The sequence below is a fragment of the Micromonospora echinaurantiaca genome, from assembly GCF_900090235.1.
Lineage (GTDB): Bacteria > Actinomycetota > Actinomycetes > Mycobacteriales > Micromonosporaceae > Micromonospora > Micromonospora echinaurantiaca.
Genome location: NZ_LT607750.1, coordinates 1,772,271 through 1,788,257 on the forward strand (window position 1 = coordinate 1,772,271; position 15,987 = coordinate 1,788,257).

14 protein-coding genes are annotated in these 15,987 nt (G+C 73.7%); 5 read left to right on the forward strand and 9 right to left on the reverse strand.

All coding sequences use genetic code 11. The features are described from left to right. Positions 1-21 precede the first annotated feature (21 nt). The 3 genes from GA0070609_RS08135 (at position 22) to GA0070609_RS08145 (ending at position 2,675) form a co-directional block, all read left to right on the forward strand. The gene (locus tag GA0070609_RS08135; protein ID WP_088993249.1) at positions 22-1,005 is read left to right on the forward strand and encodes an ABC transporter substrate-binding protein; all 984 of its coding nucleotides are present in this window, start codon (positions 22-24) and stop codon (positions 1,003-1,005) included. Beyond that, positions 1,002-1,781 carry an ABC transporter ATP-binding protein gene (locus GA0070609_RS08140; RefSeq protein WP_088993250.1) on the forward strand — a complete coding sequence of 260 codons (780 nt, stop codon included), beginning with the start codon at positions 1,002-1,004 and terminating at the stop codon, positions 1,779-1,781. Before GA0070609_RS08135 ends, GA0070609_RS08140 begins: the two co-directional genes overlap by 4 nt. Positions 1,782-1,868: 87 nt before the next feature. Continuing rightward, positions 1,869-2,675 carry a class I SAM-dependent methyltransferase gene (locus GA0070609_RS08145; protein WP_157748081.1) on the forward strand — a complete coding sequence of 269 codons (807 nt, stop codon included), beginning with the start codon at positions 1,869-1,871 and terminating at the stop codon, positions 2,673-2,675. A 27-nt stretch (positions 2,676-2,702) separates the two neighbouring features. Here GA0070609_RS08145 and GA0070609_RS08150 read toward each other — a convergent pair whose 3' ends face one another. After that, positions 2,703-3,254, reverse strand: a complete 552-nt coding sequence (locus GA0070609_RS08150) for a DinB family protein (RefSeq protein WP_088993252.1) — start codon at positions 3,252-3,254, stop codon at positions 2,703-2,705. Positions 3,255-3,388: 134 nt separating this feature from the next. Between GA0070609_RS08150 and pdxY the strand changes: the two genes are divergently transcribed. Then, positions 3,389-4,240: a pyridoxal kinase PdxY gene (gene pdxY, locus GA0070609_RS08155; RefSeq protein WP_088997568.1), complete on the forward strand. Its 852-nt coding sequence runs from the start codon at positions 3,389-3,391 to the stop codon at positions 4,238-4,240. Between the two features lie 133 nt (positions 4,241-4,373). On the opposite strand, the gene GA0070609_RS08160 is transcribed toward pdxY, so the two are convergent. The 7 genes from GA0070609_RS08160 to GA0070609_RS08190 form a co-directional block, all read right to left on the reverse strand. Beyond that, positions 4,374-4,736, reverse strand: coding sequence for a hypothetical protein (locus GA0070609_RS08160; protein ID WP_088993253.1), 363 nt, complete (start codon positions 4,734-4,736; stop codon positions 4,374-4,376). Between the two features lie 223 nt (positions 4,737-4,959). Next, positions 4,960-7,782 carry a DUF5682 family protein gene (locus GA0070609_RS08165; RefSeq protein ID WP_088993254.1) on the reverse strand — a complete coding sequence of 941 codons (2,823 nt, stop codon included), beginning with the start codon at positions 7,780-7,782 and terminating at the stop codon, positions 4,960-4,962. Then, a complete protein-coding gene (locus GA0070609_RS08170; RefSeq protein ID WP_088993255.1) occupies positions 7,779-8,891 on the reverse strand; it encodes an ATP-binding protein in 1,113 nt (370 codons plus the stop codon). The genes GA0070609_RS08165 and GA0070609_RS08170 overlap by 4 nt, the downstream gene beginning before the upstream one ends. Before the next feature lie 14 nt (positions 8,892-8,905). After that, positions 8,906-10,231: a VWA domain-containing protein gene (locus GA0070609_RS08175; RefSeq protein ID WP_088993256.1), complete on the reverse strand. Its 1,326-nt coding sequence runs from the start codon at positions 10,229-10,231 to the stop codon at positions 8,906-8,908. Continuing rightward, complete coding sequence (locus GA0070609_RS08180; protein WP_088997569.1) at positions 10,228-11,628, reverse strand: hypothetical protein; 1,401 nt, start codon at positions 11,626-11,628, stop codon at positions 10,228-10,230. The genes GA0070609_RS08175 and GA0070609_RS08180 overlap by 4 nt, the downstream gene beginning before the upstream one ends. Then, positions 11,628-12,095, reverse strand: a complete 468-nt coding sequence (locus GA0070609_RS08185; RefSeq protein ID WP_172899488.1) for a hypothetical protein — start codon at positions 12,093-12,095, stop codon at positions 11,628-11,630. The genes GA0070609_RS08180 and GA0070609_RS08185 overlap by 1 nt, the downstream gene beginning before the upstream one ends. 202 nt (positions 12,096-12,297) lie before the next feature. Then, complete coding sequence (locus GA0070609_RS08190) at positions 12,298-13,017, reverse strand: DUF1223 domain-containing protein (RefSeq protein WP_088993258.1); 720 nt, start codon at positions 13,015-13,017, stop codon at positions 12,298-12,300. Positions 13,018-13,343: 326 nt separating this feature from the next. Between GA0070609_RS08190 and GA0070609_RS08195 the strand changes: the two genes are divergently transcribed. After that, on the forward strand, positions 13,344-14,981 hold the full coding sequence (locus GA0070609_RS08195) for an ATP-binding cassette domain-containing protein (protein WP_172899306.1): 1,638 nt from the start codon (positions 13,344-13,346) through the stop codon (positions 14,979-14,981). Between the two features lie 79 nt (positions 14,982-15,060). Here GA0070609_RS08195 and GA0070609_RS08200 read toward each other — a convergent pair whose 3' ends face one another. Beyond that, on the reverse strand, positions 15,061-15,936 hold the full coding sequence (locus tag GA0070609_RS08200) for a hypothetical protein (protein WP_197700230.1): 876 nt from the start codon (positions 15,934-15,936) through the stop codon (positions 15,061-15,063). Positions 15,937-15,987 lie beyond the last annotated feature (51 nt).

The following is a 15,987-nucleotide window of genomic DNA, read 5'->3' on the forward strand; positions in this document are numbered from 1 at the left end:
CGACCCGGCAAGGAGAACTCCATGAGGGCAACACGCCTCGCCCGCACCGCCGCCGCCTCCGTCGTCCTGCTGCTCGCCACGGCCTGCGGCGACGGTGCCGCGCCGACGGCCGCGGAGCAGGGTTACCCGCTCACCGTCAGCAACTGCGGCGCCGAGGTCACCTTCCCGGCCGCGCCGAAGCGCGTCGTCCTGCTCAGGAGCGCCGCCGTGCCGTACCTGCACTCTCTCGGCGTGATGGACCGGGTCACCGCCCGGGCGGGGCAGTACCCGAAGGAGTACTACGACGCCGCGACGCTCGCCGAACTGGACCGGATTCCGCTGCTGACCGACAAGACCGACACCAGCGGCCACCTGCAGATCTCCAAGGAGGTGGTGATCAGCCAGCAGCCGGATCTGGTCCTCGGCGAGGTCGACAACCTGTCCCGCGACACCCTCGCCGCGGTGGACATCCCCCTGCTCGAAGAGCCCGCCATGTGCCCCGACGGCACCGCCGCGCCGACCTTCGACGACATCTACGCCCAGCTGCAGACGTACGGCAAGGTGTTCGGCCGCGAAGCGGAGGCCGCCACCGCCGTCACCGCGCTCAAGGAGCGGTTGGCCAGCATCCGGGCCGAGGCCGTTCCCTCGGCCGGGCGGACCGCCGCGGTGCTCTACCCGACCGTCGGCGGCGGCACCACCTACGCCTACGGCACGGCCAGCATGGCCCATCCCCAACTGGAGGCGGCCGGCTTCCGCAACGTCTTCGGCGACGTGCAGGAGCGGGTCTTCGAGGTCACCGTGGAGGAACTGCTCGGCCGCGATCCCGACGTGCTGATCCTGCTGTACAGCGACGGCGACCCGAAGGCGGTCGAGCAGGGGCTGACCGCGCTTCCCGGCGCGGAGAACCTCAACGCCGTCCGCACCGGCAACGTCATGACCCAGCTGTTCAACTTCACCGAGCCGCCCACCCCGCTGTCGGTCGACGGCCTGGAGCGGATCGTGCGGCGTTTCCAGGTGAACCCGTGATCGAAGCGACGGCGGTCTCCTGGCACTACGGCGCGAACCCCGTCATCGACGGGGTCAGCGTCACCGCCCGGCCGGGCCGGGTCCTCGGACTGATCGGCCCGAACGGCAGCGGCAAGACCACCCTGCTCCGACTCCTCTACGGTGCGCTGCGCAGCCCCTGCGGTCAGGTACTCGTCGACGGCGACGACCTCACCGCCCTGGGGTCGCGGGAGGCCGCCCGCCGGCTGGCCGTCGTCGTGCAGGAGACCGGCGGCGAGACCGCACTGACCGTCGCGGAGCTGGTGCTCCTGGGCCGGGGACCACACCTGTCGACCTTCCAACGCGCCGGCCGGGCCGACCACGAGATCGCGGCCCGCTGCCTGGCCCGGGTCGGTGCCGCCCACCTCGGCACCCGGGCCTTCGCCCGGCTCTCCGGAGGTGAGCGCCAGCGGGTGCTGATCGCCCGCGCCCTCGCCCAGCAGGCCACCCACCTGCTGCTCGACGAGCCCACCAACCACCTCGACATCCGCTACCAGCACGAGATCCTCCACCTGGTGCGCAACCTGGGCACCTGTTCCGTCGTGGTGCTGCACGACCTCAACCTCGCCGCCCGCTACTGCGACGACCTGGTGCTGCTCGGCCGGGACGGGGTGGCCGCCGCCGGCGCCGTGGACGACGTGCTGGACCCGGCCGTCCTCGAACCCGTCTACGGCATCGGAATCCGGCGCCTGGATCTCGACGGCGCCATCCACCTGCTGTTCCAGCCGCACACCGTCGCCGAGCGGACTGCCGCCTGACGGGCCGGTACCGCTGCGGGTTGAATGGATCAGCAGCAGCCGCCCGCGTCGCGGGATGAGCGGGAACTCGCGCGAGGAGGTGCGGCGATGAGCCGGGAACCGTACGCGGGGCTGGCCACGACCTTCGACTCGGTCGCGGAGCTGTACGAGCGGGTCCGCCCGGGCTACCCGGGGCAGTTGTTCGCCGACCTGGCGAGCACGACGGGTCTGCGTGCCGGCGGGGCCAGTGTGCTGGAGGTTGGCACGGGCACGGGTCAGGCCACCCGCGGGCTGCTTGGGCGCGGCTGGCGGGTCGTGACCCTGGAGCCGGGGCGGGAACTGGCCACGGTGGCGCGTCGCGTGCTCGCCGGGCACGGCGACGTCGAGGTCGTGGAGGCGCCCTTCGAGCGGTGGGAGGCGGGCGGCCAGGAGACGTTCGACCTCGTCTTCGCGGCGACGTCGTGGCACTGGGTGGACCCGCGGGTCGGCTACCGCCGCGCCGCCGAGTTGCTGCGTCCCGGCGGTCACCTGGCGGTCGTCGCCACCGAGCACGTGTCGCCGCGCGGCGGTGACGACTTCTTCCGGCAGGTCCAGCGGGTGTACGACGAGGTCGGCATGGGCGACGGCCAGGGCGGCCCGAAGCCTCCGGAGGCGATCGCGGCCCCGGACCTGGCGGCGATCGGCGGCAGCGGGTTCTTCGCGGAGCCGGTCGTGCACCGCTACGTCTGGGGCCGGGACTACACCGCCGAGGAGTACCTGGCGCTGGTGTCCACCTACTCCGGGCACATCGCCGCCTCGCCCCGCCAGCGGGAGACGTTGTTCACCGGCATCCGGGACCTGATCGCCGCCCGTCCGTCCGCGACGGTGCGCAAGCACTACCTGAACATGCTCCAGATCGCCCGGCGTACCGGCTGATCCGGCCGGCTGCCGACGCGCCGACTTCTAGTAGGTGAAGTCCTTGGGCGCGCCCTCGCCCACGCGGCCGTCCACGGCCTCGCGCAGGATGTCCGCGTGGCCGGTGTGCCGTGCGTACTCCTCGATCATGTCCAGGAGCATGTCCCGGACGGTGGGGGTGCGTCCGTCCGGCCAGGTGAAGGAGGCCGGTCCGTCCAGTCCGCGTTCCTCGACGACCTCGGCGACCAGCTTCCGGGACCGGTCGACGGCGTCGCGCCACACCCGGTGGACGTCCTCGGGCGCGTCGAGGGCGCCCGTGCGCCACTCCCAGTCGGGGTCGGCGTCGAAGTCCACCGCGTCCCAGGGGGCTCCGTACTCCTGACCCGCGAGTTTGACGGCCAGCCAGTCGGCCTCGACCAGCGCCATGTGCTTGACCAGGCCACCGAGGGTCATCGTGCTGGCGGCGGTGGTCGCCCGCAGGCCCTTCTCGTCGAGGTCCGACGTCTTCCAGGCGAAGGTCCGCCGGTTGCGGTCGAGCACCGACAGCAGCGACTCCACCTCGATGCGAGCCGGCTGAGACTGCGGAGTCGTCTCACTCATGACCGGAGCATAGGCATCCGGACGGACCCGCGCTGTCCCCTGGTCGGGGCGGGGCGACGGTGCCGAACGAGGTCGAGGGCACCCGGTGGCCGGTCTCCGCGTGGGGCGCCGGCGGGAACCGTCATGATGAGCCGGTGAAGATCCTGTCTATCCAGTCGTCGGTCGCCTACGGCCACGTCGGCAACTCGGCCGCCGTCTTCCCGCTCCAGCGGCTCGGGCACGAGGTCTGGCCGGTGCTGACGGTCCACTTCTCCAACCACACCGGGTACGGTGCGTGGCGCGGGCCACTGCTGGCGCCGGCCGACGTGGCCGAGGTGATCGCGGGCATCGGGGACCGCGGGGTCCTCGGCAGCGCCGACGCGGTGCTCTCGGGCTACCAGGGCGATCCGGCGATGGGTGCGGTGATCCTCGACGCGGTCGACACGGTCAAGGCGGCCAACCCGGACGCGGTGTACTGCTGCGATCCGGTGATGGGCGACGCCGGCCGGGGGATGTTCGTCCGGCCGGGCATCCCGGAGTACCTGCGCGACGTCGTCGTCCCGCGCGCGGACATCATCACCCCGAACCACTTCGAGCTGGACTTCCTCGCCGGCCGGACGACGAAGTCGCTGACCGGGTTGCTGGAGGCGGTCGACATGGTGCGCGAGACGGGGCCGCGGCAGGTGCTGGTCACCAGTGTGCTCCACGACGACGTACCCCAGGGATCGCTGGAGGTGGTGGCCGTCTCCGACGAGGGCGCCTGGGCGGTGACCACCCCGCTGCTGCCGATCAGCCCGAACGGCGGGGGCGACGTCACCGCGGCGCTCTACCTCGCGCACCTGTGGACCACCGGCTCACCCGCGACGGCACTGGAACGCACCATCGCCTCCGTCTTCACCGTCCTCGAGGCGACGCTCGCGGCCGGCACCCGGGAGATCCAGCTGATCGCGGCCCAGGACGCGATCGCCGACCCGCCGCCGCGGTTCGCCGCCCGGCGGCTGCGCTGACCGACCGCCGCACCGGCGTGGTGGCTGTTTCGCCGGGCGCCGAGCCGGCATCCGGTCGGTGGCGACGGGCCGACGGCCGCTCGTGCCGGCGGGGTGACGCCGGGCGGGACGTCGTCCCGCCCGGCGTCCCGGATCAGGGCGCGCAGTTGTAGTTGCGCACCGGCTTGGTCAGCTTCTCCTGGCTGCCGAACTTCGCGTAGACCCGCAGCTCGCACGGCAGATCCAGGTCACCGTAGTAGCTCGCGACCTCGTTGTCGTAGTACGTGGTGCCGCTGTCCGCGACCTGCCAGGCGCCGCTGTCGGCGGAGTGGACCTCCCAGTAGACGTCGCCGGCGCAGCCCTGCAGGCCGCGCGACCAGGCGATGATGTTCGCCCCGTTGTAGATCTCGGACTGCACCAGGGTGCAGGTGGCCGCCGCCTGTGCGGGTGCGGCGCCGACGAACAGCCCGGCCGTCAGCAGGGCCCCCGCTCCGACCGCCGACATCAGCTTGCGCATGGTCCGGTACCTCCAAGGTGGATGGTGGATCACTTCCCGGAGGGTAGCCCGATCGGAAAAGGAGTTTCAAGGCACGAACATCAATTGTCGAAATTCTTCATCGACGGGAGTGGCTGTCACCCGGGCCGGACCGTGGCCCGGCAGACGTCGTGGGCACGGCAGCACCAGCCGGCTCGCCGGCTCGGCGCCGGGGTCGCCGGCAGCCGGCAGCGCCCCACCGCCGTTACCCCGACGCCCCCACCAGGAGCCCGGCGACCGCGTCCGCCGACGCCGGGTGTGCGGCCACCAACGCCGCCGCGGCCCCGGAGGCGGCCGGCGGGGCGTCCCGCCGCCACTCACCGGCGCAGCCGAGCAGCGCGGCCGTCGCGTCCACCGCCACCGGATGGCCGGCGAGCAACGCGGGCACCGCAGTGCTCGGAGCCGGCAGGACGGCCGGTGCCGGCCGACCGGTGGCCCGCCACGGCGGCACCCAGGCGTCCAGTGCGGGCAGGCTGCCGGGGAAGGTGCGTTCGGCCTCGCGGACCAGCCGCGGCACCAGATCCGGTCCCTGGTCCCGCAGCGTCGTGATCAGCGTGGGCAGCCAGGGCAGCAGCACCGGATCGGGCAGCCGGGCGAACGCCGTCGACATCGTCTCGACCACGAACGGCGCCAGTCCCGGCGCCGGCTCCAGCGCCTGCACGAACCCGGACAGGTACTGCGGGAACGCCGGCACCACCAGCGGGTTCGCCAGCAGCTCGGCGCAGCGCTCCCGCAGCTCGGCCAGCGGCAGCAGGCCGAGCTGGTGGCGGGACGCCCAGAGCAGGGCGACCTTCGCCGGCGCCTCCGGGTGGGACTGGGCGACGGCCAGCTCCAACTGTGACCGGTCGCAGCCCAGCGACAGCGCGAGGCTCTCCATCCCGAACAGGAAGCCCAGCATGGCCCCGACCTGCCGGACCCCGGTCGCCTCGTCGACGAACGCGGTGGGCAGCAGGGTGCAGTAGTGCGCGTACCCGGTGGTCACGAACGCCTCGCACCAGGCCGGCAGCCGTGCCGCGGTGGTCCGGTGGTGGGCGAGCAGGCGGCGGATCCGCCGCAGCACCTCGGGCGCGTCGTCCACGGTGCGTTCGGCGGAGAGCAGCTCCACGGCCCGTGCGCCGAGCTCGTCGACCAGCCGCGGGCTGTCGAGCAGCCGAATGGCGTCCTCGACGGCGGCGAGCGCGGTCGCGGCGGTGGCGTCCGGCTCGCGGACGGAGCGGCGCAGCCGCTGCTCGAGAACCTGCTCGACGGTGACGCCCTCGTACCCCAGCTCGATCAGCGCGCGCTGGTTGCGGCCGAGCGCCAGGTCCCAGCTCTCCTGCGGCGACCGGTGGCCCAGCCGCCGTTCGCCCATGATCGGGCGGACCGCGTCGGCGGGCAGCAGGTGCCGCAGCATCCAGAGCAGGTCCGAGCAGGCCGGCAGCGCCGGGTCGGCGCGCAGGTCCAGCAGGGCCCGCTGCACGGTCCGCTTCTCCAGGTCCAGGCCGAGCGGGCGGAGACGGTCGAGGACGTCGCGGGCCAGCGGGGGGAGCGAGTCGTAGCCGACCTGGCCGATCCGGTCGCCGCCGAGCAGGATCTCGCAGAGCCGGCGGACGTCCCGGCGGCCCGGCACGACGTCCTTCTCGATGCAGGTGACCGCGGCGTCGGCGAAGTCGTACGGGGTGGGCCGCGCCCGGTTGCGCAGCCCGGCGAGCAGGATCGAGGTCTCGAAGACGGCGATCGCGTCGGCGGTGCTGGCCAGGTAGCCGTTGCGCCGGGCCAGCCGGACGATGTCGACGCACCAGCCGCGCAGCTCCGCCTCGTCCAGCTCGTCCGGTGCCGGTGGCGCGGCCAGGAAGCCGGTGAGCCGGTCACTGACCGGCGTGGCGGTCGTCGGAGCTGCCGCCCGCCCGCGCCGGCCCCGCTTCGCCCCGCCCTGCTGGCCGTCGAGCCGGAACGGGACGAGGCCGTCGCGGTTCAGCGACTTCGTCCAGGCCGCCGCGGCGATCGACACCGAGCCGGCGGCGAGGCCGAACTGCGCCTCGATCGCGGAGTGGCTGGACGGGATCAGCCCGTACCGCCACCGGGTGCCGGTGCGCGGGCTGATCGGGAAGTCCGGCGCGGTCGAGTCGAGGCCGAACTGCTCGACCCGACTGGCCGCGTGGAACGCGCCGCACACGTACAGGCAGTCGGCCGGGTCGGCGCCGGAGGCGGCCAGGTGCTGCCGGATCCGGGTCCACATGTAGCGTTCCCGGTCCTCGTCCCGGTCCAGCCGGTCCGCGGCGGCGGGCCGCAGCCGCCGGAAGAGGCTGCCGATGAGCACCATCACCTGCCGGTAGGTGTCGTGGTCGGCGGTGGCGATCGGGCGCTCGACGTACTGGTCCCACCACTCCGACCAGTGCCGCACCTTGCCGTGGTGCAGCAGGTACGCCTCCAGCTCCGCGAACCGAGGCCGCAGGTCGCCGATCTCCACGCCGACCGCCTCCCCGTGCAGCGCCGCCCCCTCGGCCGGCTCCCCGGCTGTCACCTCGCCCACGGGACCATCGGAGGCCGGGCCGGCCTCGGGACGGGGCGTCCACTGGAAGACGTGGTCGGTGGAGCGGTCCACCAGCACCAGCTCCACCCCGGGCGTGTCCAGCGCGTACGCGATGGCCTGGTATTCCGCGGAGGCCTCGGTGATCGGGGCGACGACGCTGAGCGGGGCCCACTCGGCGGGGAAGCCCGCCAGCTCGGTGGCGAAGGCCTGCACGGCCACCGGGAGGCGGCAGTTGCGCAGCTCGGTGAGCAGCGGCTGGAGGTCCTCGCACAGCTCCAGGTAGACGACCTTCGGCTGCTTGGCACGCAGCCGCCGGAGCATGGCCAGCGCGGAGGCCGGTGAGTGGTGGCACACCGGGAAGATCTCCAGCCGTTCGCCCAGGGCCCGGTCGACGTCGTCGACGATCCCGGCCAGGATGCCGGCCAGCGCGTCGGGGGAGTCGGCGAAGGTGGCGGCCGCGTCGGCGAGCTGCTCGCGCAGCGCGCCGAACAGGCCGGCGTCGGGGGCGGCGGTCACGACAGCGACGCGATCGCCTGGCGGCCGCCGTCGAGGAAGCCAGCCCAGTCACCGCCGTCCTGCTTGGCCCGCGGCTCGACGACCCCGTGCAGGTACTTGTTGAGGATGGCCAGGTCCTCGGGGCTGCGCCGGACCAGCGACCCCATCAGCGACCCGGCGAGGATCTCCGGGCGCAGGGCGCGGTCGCCGAAGAACTGACTGTGCAGGATGGCGTCCTCCAGCACCCCGATCTGCTCCGCGGTGGACAGCGCCGACTCCAGCTTCTCGTCGTCGCTGGCCGCCGAGGCGGCCGCGGCCCGCAGGTCGGCGAAGCTCTGCAACAGGATGTCCAGCAGGGTGGGCGGCACGTCCAGGTCGATGTGGTGCCGGCGCAGCAGCTCCTCGGTACGGAAGCGGACGATCTCCGCCTCGCTGCGCTTGTTGGTCACCACCGGGATCCGGACGAAGTTGAACCGCCGCTTCAGCGCCGAGGACAGGTCGTTGACACCCCGGTCGCGGCTGTTCGCGGTGGCGATGATCGAGAAGCCGGGCTTGGCGAAGACGATGCTGTCCCGGTCCAGCTCGGGAATCGAGACGTACTTCTCGGACAGGATCGAGATCAGCGCGTCCTGCACGTCGCTGGTGGTACGGGTCAGCTCCTCGAAGCGGCCGATGACGCCCTGTTCCATCGCGGTCATGATCGGCGACGGGATCATCGACTCGCGGGACTGGCCCCGGGCGATGACCATGGACACGTTCCACGAGTACTTGATGTGGTCCTCGGTGGTGCCGGCGGTGCCCTGCACGACCAGCGTGGAGTTGCGGCAGATCGCCGCGGCCAGCAGCTCGGCCAGCCAGCTCTTGCCGGTGCCCGGGTCGCCGATCAGCAGCAGTCCGCGGTCGGAGGCCAGGGTGACGATGGCCCGCTCGACGAAGCTGCGGTCGCCGAACCACTTCTGCGGGATCTGCCGGTCCAGGCCGTCGGCCCGTTCCGAGCCGAGGATGAACAGCCGCACCATCCGCGGGCTGAGCCGCCACGAGAACGGCTTCGGGCCGGTGTCGACCGACTCCAGCCAGTCGAGTTCGTCGGCGTACTTGACCTCGGCGGGGGCGCGCAGCATGTCGGACATCAGGGGCTGGTCTCCTAGGTGAGGAAGCTCTTGAGCTCGAAGACGAGTTTGCGGATGTGGCCGGAGACGACCGGGGTGCCCAGGTCCTTGAAGCGCTGCCGGAACCAGGGGTTGACGCTCTGCTGACCGGAGCTGTTCACCGAACCGACCGGGATGAACCGCACCCCGGAGCGGTGGACGGCCTCGATCCCGTCGAACAGCGGCTGCGACCGGTCGAACTCGTAGAAGTCCGAGATCCACACCAGCACGGTGTTCCTCGGCTCGACGATCTTGGGTCGGGCCATCGCCATCGCGACCGGCCCGTCGTTGCCGCCGCCGAGGTTGGTGCGCAGCAGCACCTCGAACGGGTCGTGCACCCACGGGGTCAGGTCCAGCGCCCGCGTGTCGTACGCGATCAGGTGCACGTCCACCTTGGGCAGCCCGGCGAAGATGGACGCCAGGATGGTGCAGTTGACCATCGAGTCGACCATCGACCCGGACTGGTCCACCACCACGATGAGCCGGGCCGGGGTGGTGCGCCGGGCGGTCTGCCGGTAGTAGAGCCGGTCGACGTAGAGGCGCTGGTCCGTCGGGCTCCAGTTGGTCAGGTTCTGCCAGATGGTGCGGTCCAGGTCGAGGTTGCGGAACACCCGCTTCGGCGGCACCGAGCGGTCGACGGTGCCGACGCTGGTCTGCTCCACCTGGGTCCGCAGCACCTCGGCGACCTCGTCGACGTAGCGGCGGATCAGCGCCTTCGCGTTGGCCAGCGCCACCCCGGACAGGTTGGCCTTGTCCCGCAGCAGCTGCTCGATCAACGACATGCTGGGGGTGAGCCTGCTCGCCAGCTTCGGGTCGGCCAGCACCTCCCGCAGGTGCATCCGACGGACCAGGTCGCCCTCCAGCCCGGCCAGCGTGCCGCCCAGCTCGCCGCCCTGCCGACGCAGCTCGCCGGGCGCCGCGCCGAGCGCCTGCTCGAACCAGCCGGCGTCGGACTGCCAGCGGGCGAGCTGGCCGGCACTGACCGACCCGGAGCCGGTGGCGAACACGTTCAGCAGCAGCTTCGACACCAGCGCCGCCCGGCGTACCTCGGCCTCGCCGGGTCGGGCGGGGCCGGCGGCCGATTCGTCGTCGCCCGTGGTGAGCAGGCCGCGCAGCTCGTCGGCGAGCGCCGGGAAGCGCTGGACCACCGTGTCGACCGAGACCGTCGGGTCGAGCAGCGCGGCCGGCAGGCCGAGATCCTCGACGACGGCCATGCTCGCCGACTCCAGTGCGGGCTGCTCGTCGGGGCTGAACAGCCGGGCCAGCAGCCGCCAGTAAAGGACCTGCCGGCGATTCTCGTCGTTGCGCTCGGTCGTGGTCATCGGCGCAGCAACCGTCCCGCGCGCTCGCGCAGCACCGCCACGGCGTCGCCCGCCTTCGCCTCGGCCTTCGCGACCTTCGGGTCGGTGATCCCGCCCGCCCAGTCGCCGTTGTGCGCCTCGGCCACCTGCCGCTTGCTGACGAAGCGTACGGCGAGGGGGTGCAGGAGCCAGCGGCCGTCGTCCCAGCGCAGCAGGCCGAGGCAGGCCGACGCGCCGGCCACCCGGTCCCGGGTGAGCGGGCCGCTCGCCGGCAGCCGGTCGGCGGCCACCGCTACCCGCTCGCCGTCGAGGTCGAGGGCGAGCCCGCCGTCGTCCTCGCGCACCCGGCCGCCCTCGACCAGCACCGGCTCGGCGATCGCGGCCGGGTGCCGGTCCAGCGGCGGTGTCGACGCCGCGACCGCCGACCCGAGCAGCACCCGCGCTGTCGCGAACGGGTCGGTCGGCTCGCCCAACTCCGCCCGGGTGTCGTCCCAGCGCAGGTCACCGCCGTGCAGCGGCAGGTCGGTGACCGTCACGGCCCGCCGCTCGGCCAGCGCCCGCAGCAGGGTGGGCTGCCCCGGGAAGAGCCGCCAGATGGCCGGCCCGACGATGGTGGCCACCTTCGCGGCGCCCACCGTGGCGCGGACCAGTCGTGGCGCCCCGCCGCCGGCCGGTTCGAGCACCGCGTGCAGCTGGACCTGCACCGCGGTGTCGTGCTCGTGGACGTCCACGCCGAGCGGCAGCAACCGCCCGGAGACCCGCTCGACGTCCGCCGCCGGCCCGGCCGGCGCGCCCTGGGTGAGCAGCATGCCGCGGGCCCACAGGTCCGCCCAGCGTCGGACCGGCACCTGGGGCATCGCCGCCACCGGTACGCACGCCCGAAGCTCGGCGGCCAGCCCGTCGAGCAGTACGGCGAGCCGGCGCGACCCGGGCTCGGCCAGCGCGGCCTCCACCGGCGCCCCGACCGCCGAGACCAGCTCGTGGTCGACGCCGCGCCAACCGGTGAGCGCCACCTCGTGCAGCCAGGCCCGCGCCGCCAGCAGGGCGGGGGAGACGTGCGTCGCTGCGGCGGCCTGCCCGGGCCACGGCGACCGGTCCCGCCCGAGCACGCCGTCGAGCTGCCCGAGCAGGGCGTCGTGCGCCGCGCCGAGCAGGGCCGACCGCGCCCCGGCCAGGACGGCGAGGTGCTCCTCCGCGACCGAGCCGGCGGTCACCTTGCCGACCGCCTCGGCCACCCGGGTACCGAGTGGGGTGCCGGCGACCGCGTCGGCCAGCGCCGCCAGCGCGGCGGCGTCGTCCTCGCCGAGCCGGGCCAGACCCCGGGTCAGCACGTCGTCGAAGCCGGCGACCACGTCGAGGGCCTCGGCCAGCCCGGCCGGCACGTCCGCGCGCAGCCGGGTCATCTGGTGCGCCAGCATCAGCCCACCGCCGCGCTGGCCGGGAACCACTGCAACTCGGGCAGCGGCGCGGTGCTCTCCGGCACCTCCAGGTAGGCCAGGTGGTGCAGGAACCGGCTGAACACCACCGCGGCCGGGCTCGGCTCGTGCCGGGGATCCATCCGGGCGAACAGCTCGGCGCCGGTCTCCACCCCGTCGCCGACGTCCACCCGCAGGTAGCGGGCGACCGGCTCGACGCCGTACTGGATGATCGCCTCGTCGGCCAGCGCGTGCAGGTGCTTGCAGGGGTTGCCGCGCAGCCCGCCGCACGGCCGGTTGTTGTTGGTGCTGCAGTGGTACGCGTGGGTGCCGGCGGCCACCGACGAGACGTACACCCGCTCGATGTCGGAGCCGCTGGACACCACGCCCTGCAGGCGCCCGTCGGCCAACTCGACGAAGGGCACCTTGGCCAGTTTGCGCGCCCGGGCGGGTGGCACCACCCGCAGCACGCTTCGTCGTCGCCACGAGGCTTCGACCGCCTCCGTCATCTCCGACCTCCCCGCCGGAGACCGGCTCCGGGCAGGGTGCTGCCCCACGCCGGCCCACATCCGCGCCGCTGTGACGACAGGGATCATGGACCACCGGTACGACAACGGCACCACCGCCGGGTCGGTGCACGCCCTCAGCCAGGGACGCCGTCCAGCGCAGGTCTCATCGAGGTGCTGCGGACATGTCGACGGCCGCGGCGCCGACGACGGCGTTGTCACCGGCGTTCTGCAGGTAGCCGATCACCGAGGCCTGCCGGGGATCGAGGTCCGGCGGCACCGCCAGCTCCACCCGACCCCGCTCGGTTTCCGGACGCATCGAGGAGAAGGCGCGTACCACGTTGTCCTGCCGCAGCGTCCGCCCGGCGTTCTCGCCCCGAGCCACCTCGCTGTCCAGGCCACGCTCCACGACCGCCACGTTCAACACCGCCGGAGTCGGGACGGTCTGGTAGTCCACCAGCACCCGGCCGCCACCGGGGGAGTCGGCGACCGACAGGGTGAGCGGCGTGCCGGGAACCGCGGTCAGCGCGGACGCGATCGCGGTGGCCGCCTGGCGTCGGTCGGAACCGACGAACTCGACGGTGCCGTTGACGACCATCTGCGGGGTGTACAACCGTCCGGCGCCGAGGGCCCGTGCGTACGCCTCCTGCCGGGCGGTGTACGCCGCGTCGGCGAACCGGTCGGGCCAGCCCAGGTAGTCCCAGTAGTCGACGTGGAAGCCGAGGGCGAACACGGGCAGCCTCCGCTGCCGGGCGTCGCGTTCGATCTCGGTCAGCACCTCCTCGGCGGGCGGGCAGCTCGAGCAACCCTGGGAGGTGAACAGCTCCACCACGGCGAAGCCGCCGTCCGCGCGGGCCTCCGACCCGGTGCGCGTTGGGTCCGTCATCGGCCGTCTCCTCCGTCCGCGCTGCTCGCGGCACCCCGATTCCCGTTCCGGCCGCGACCATGCCTGACCGGCAGCGAGCCGCGGGGGCCGGCGGTCGATCCGGTGCGCGGAAGACCGGGTCGGCACCGACCCGCCATCGGAGGTACGCTCGATCCGTGACGCATTCGCTCTTCCTCTGATCCGACTCCGGACGGCCCGTTGTCGCTCGCTGATCGCGACGAACGGGTCGTTCTGACGTTTCCGGCCGCATTCCGGTCGGGTCAGTCGAAGAGCGCACCCCCGCCCCTTGCGCGCGGGACGAGTGCGCCTCCGTTCGGAGGAAGCAGATGACGATCACCACAATCATGCCTGCCCGCGGGCAGGCCCAGCTCGTTGCCGACCACCTGCGGGTGGTACGCGGCGGGCGAACCATCCTCGACGACGTCAGCATGGCGGTGGCACCCGGCGCCCGCTGGGGGATCGTGGGCGAGAACGGGTGCGGCAAGTCGACGCTGCTCGCCGCCCTGTCCGGCGGGTTGACCCCGGAGTCGGGGACCGTGCACCGGTTCGGCAGTCTCGGCCTGGTCGAGCAGGAGCTGAGCGCGGCGGGCGGGATCACCGTCGGCGACGTGATCGAGGTGGAACTCGCCGCGGTGCGGCGGGTCCTCGCCGCGTTCGAGTCGGCGTCCGCCGCGCTGGCCAACGGTGAGACGGCGGCAGCCGGCGCGTACGCCGACGCCCTGGCGGCGGCCGAGGCGCTCGACGCCTGGGACGCCGACCGCCGGGTGGACGTCGCCCTGGCCGGCCTGAACGCCGTGACCGACCGCACCCGGCGGTTGGCCGAGCTGTCGGTGGGGCAGCGCTACCGGGTACGCCTGGCGTGCGTGCTGGGCGCCGGTCACGACTTCCTGCTGCTGGACGAGCCGACGAACCACCTCGACGCCGGCGGCCTGGAGTTCCTCACCGCTCGCCTGCGCGGACATCCGGGCGGGGTGGTGGTGGTCAGCCACGACCGCGCGCTGCTGTCCGACGTCGCCACGTCGATCCTGGACCTCGACCGCAGTCGCGACGGGCGTCCCCGGGTGTACGGCGACGGGTTCGCCGGCTACCAGCACGGCCGCAGGGCCGAACTCGCCCGCTGGGAGGAGGAGTTCGAGCAGCAGCAGATCGAGCGGACCCGCCTCACCCGGCAGCTGTCCGAGGCCCAGAACCGGCTGGTGTCCGGGTGGCGGCCCGACAAGGGAACCGGCAAGCACCAGCGCGCGACCCGCGCTCCGGCGCTGGTGCGCGCCGTGCACCGGCGGCGTGACGAGCTCGACCAGCATGCCGTGGACGCGCCGCCGCCGCCGCTGCGGTTCCGGATGCCGGATCTGCCGGCTCGACCCGGCGTCGCGCTGCTGACCGCGCACCGGGTGGCGGTGCCGGGCCGGCTGGCCGGTCCGGTGTCGCTGGCGCTGGTCTCCGGGGCGCGTCTGGTCGTCACCGGCGCCAACGGGGCCGGCAAGTCGACGCTGCTGAGCGCCCTGGCCGGCCGGCTGCCGGTGGCCGAGGGCTCGGTCACTCGCGCGCCCTCGACCCGGGTCGAGCTGCTCGGTCAGGAATCGGACGAACCGAGCCGGGCCGGGGCCGTCGACTGGTTCGCGGCGCAGCTGCGGCGGCTCGTCCGTGCGCGGCTGCTCGACGACGGCGAGATCGTCGCGCTGTCGTCGTTGGGGCTGCTCACCGCCGCCGACGCCCGCCGTCCGGTGGCCGAGCTGTCCGTCGGGCAGCAGCGCCGACTCGACCTGGCCGTCGCGCTGGCGGCCCGCCCACACGTGCTGCTCCTCGACGAGCCGACGAACCACTTCTCCATCGCCCTGGTGGAGGAACTGGCCGAGGGCCTGCGCAGCACGCCGGCCGCCGTGGTCGTCGCCACGCACGACCGCCAGCTGCTGCGCGACCTCGACGCCTGGCCCCGGCTGCACCTCGGCGACGAACCGGGGTGACCCGGCCGGCCGGGCGCCGGTGGTTCCCGGCGCGCCGTCCCCGTGGCGGCGCGCCGGGCAGCACCGACTCCGCCGGCGGTCAGAACCGGCTGGCGGTGAGCAGCAGCGGGGTGTCGACCCCCTGCCGGGCGCTCAGGTCGGCGAGGAAGGCGCCCAGCCAGCCGAGCGCGTCCACGGACCACTCGGCGAGCGTCCCGTGGAAGGTCGCCCGGTGCCGGGACGGTCCGTTCCAGAAGGCGTCGTCGAACGGCGGCCGCACGGTCAGCGGATCGTGGTCGGTCAGCGAGTACGTCTCGCACCGGAACACGTCCTGGTCCAGCTGGCTCAGCCACTCCCGCAGCCGCGGCGCGGCCGAGGGGACGGACGGCGCCTGCCCGCTGTCCAGGGTGACCCGCAGCCGCGTCCGCGACCCCGGATCACCGTCGCGGAACCAGCCGGCGCCGAGCAGCGACGGGGACAACGCGGGCTCCGGACGCGCCGCCGCGGCCAGACCCTGGACGGGCAGCAGCACCTGCACCGCCCGCAGTCGAAGGGTGCCGATCCGGGCCACCGCGTCGCCGGCGCAGCGCAGGAACGGCTGCACCGGCAGCGGCCGGTCGCCGGTCACCGGTTCGGCGCCCACCTGGAACCAGGCGACCAGGGACGACCCGGGTGCGGCGAGCGGATGATCCTCCCCGGCGTCGTTCATGCCCCACAGGCCGGCCGCCCTGAGGTCTGCGTCCTCGGGGCCCCCGGCCGCCCGGCCGTCGAGCCACCCCATGGCGAGCGACCGTTCGTGGAACAGGAAGTAGGGATCCAGTTCGGAGTCCGGGTCGCGCCACGGGTGCGGGGTCAGTTCGCCGTACAGAGCCGCGAACAGGGTGCCCGCCGGTGAGCGCGCGCCGGGCGCCAGGCCGGGCCGGGCCTGCTCGCCGTGGCTCGTCAACGACGTGGTCCAGGTGGCGATGGCATCCACCGACCCTATCCACGGTCGGGCGCGGTGACAGGCCGGCTCCCACGGACGACC

Excerpts from the sequence above, each read along its gene's own strand:
- GA0070609_RS08135 (WP_088993249.1), top strand. The coding sequence starts at position 22 with ATGAGGGCAACACGCCTCGCCCGCACCGCCGCCGCCTCCGTCGTCCTG.
- GA0070609_RS08145 (WP_157748081.1), top strand. The coding sequence starts at position 1,869 with ATGAGCCGGGAACCGTACGCGGGGCTGGCCACGACCTTCGACTCGGTC.
- GA0070609_RS08150 (WP_088993252.1), bottom strand. The coding sequence starts at position 3,254 with ATGAGTGAGACGACTCCGCAGTCTCAGCCGGCTCGCATCGAGGTGGAG.
- GA0070609_RS08160 (WP_088993253.1), bottom strand. The coding sequence starts at position 4,736 with ATGCGCAAGCTGATGTCGGCGGTCGGAGCGGGGGCCCTGCTGACGGCC.
- GA0070609_RS08170 (WP_088993255.1), bottom strand. The coding sequence starts at position 8,891 with ATGTCCGACATGCTGCGCGCCCCCGCCGAGGTCAAGTACGCCGACGAA.
- GA0070609_RS08175 (WP_088993256.1), bottom strand. The coding sequence starts at position 10,231 with ATGACCACGACCGAGCGCAACGACGAGAATCGCCGGCAGGTCCTTTAC.
- GA0070609_RS08180 (WP_088997569.1), bottom strand. The coding sequence starts at position 11,628 with ATGCTGGCGCACCAGATGACCCGGCTGCGCGCGGACGTGCCGGCCGGG.
- GA0070609_RS08190 (WP_088993258.1), bottom strand. The coding sequence starts at position 13,017 with ATGACGGACCCAACGCGCACCGGGTCGGAGGCCCGCGCGGACGGCGGC.
- GA0070609_RS08195 (WP_172899306.1), top strand. The coding sequence starts at position 13,344 with ATGACGATCACCACAATCATGCCTGCCCGCGGGCAGGCCCAGCTCGTT.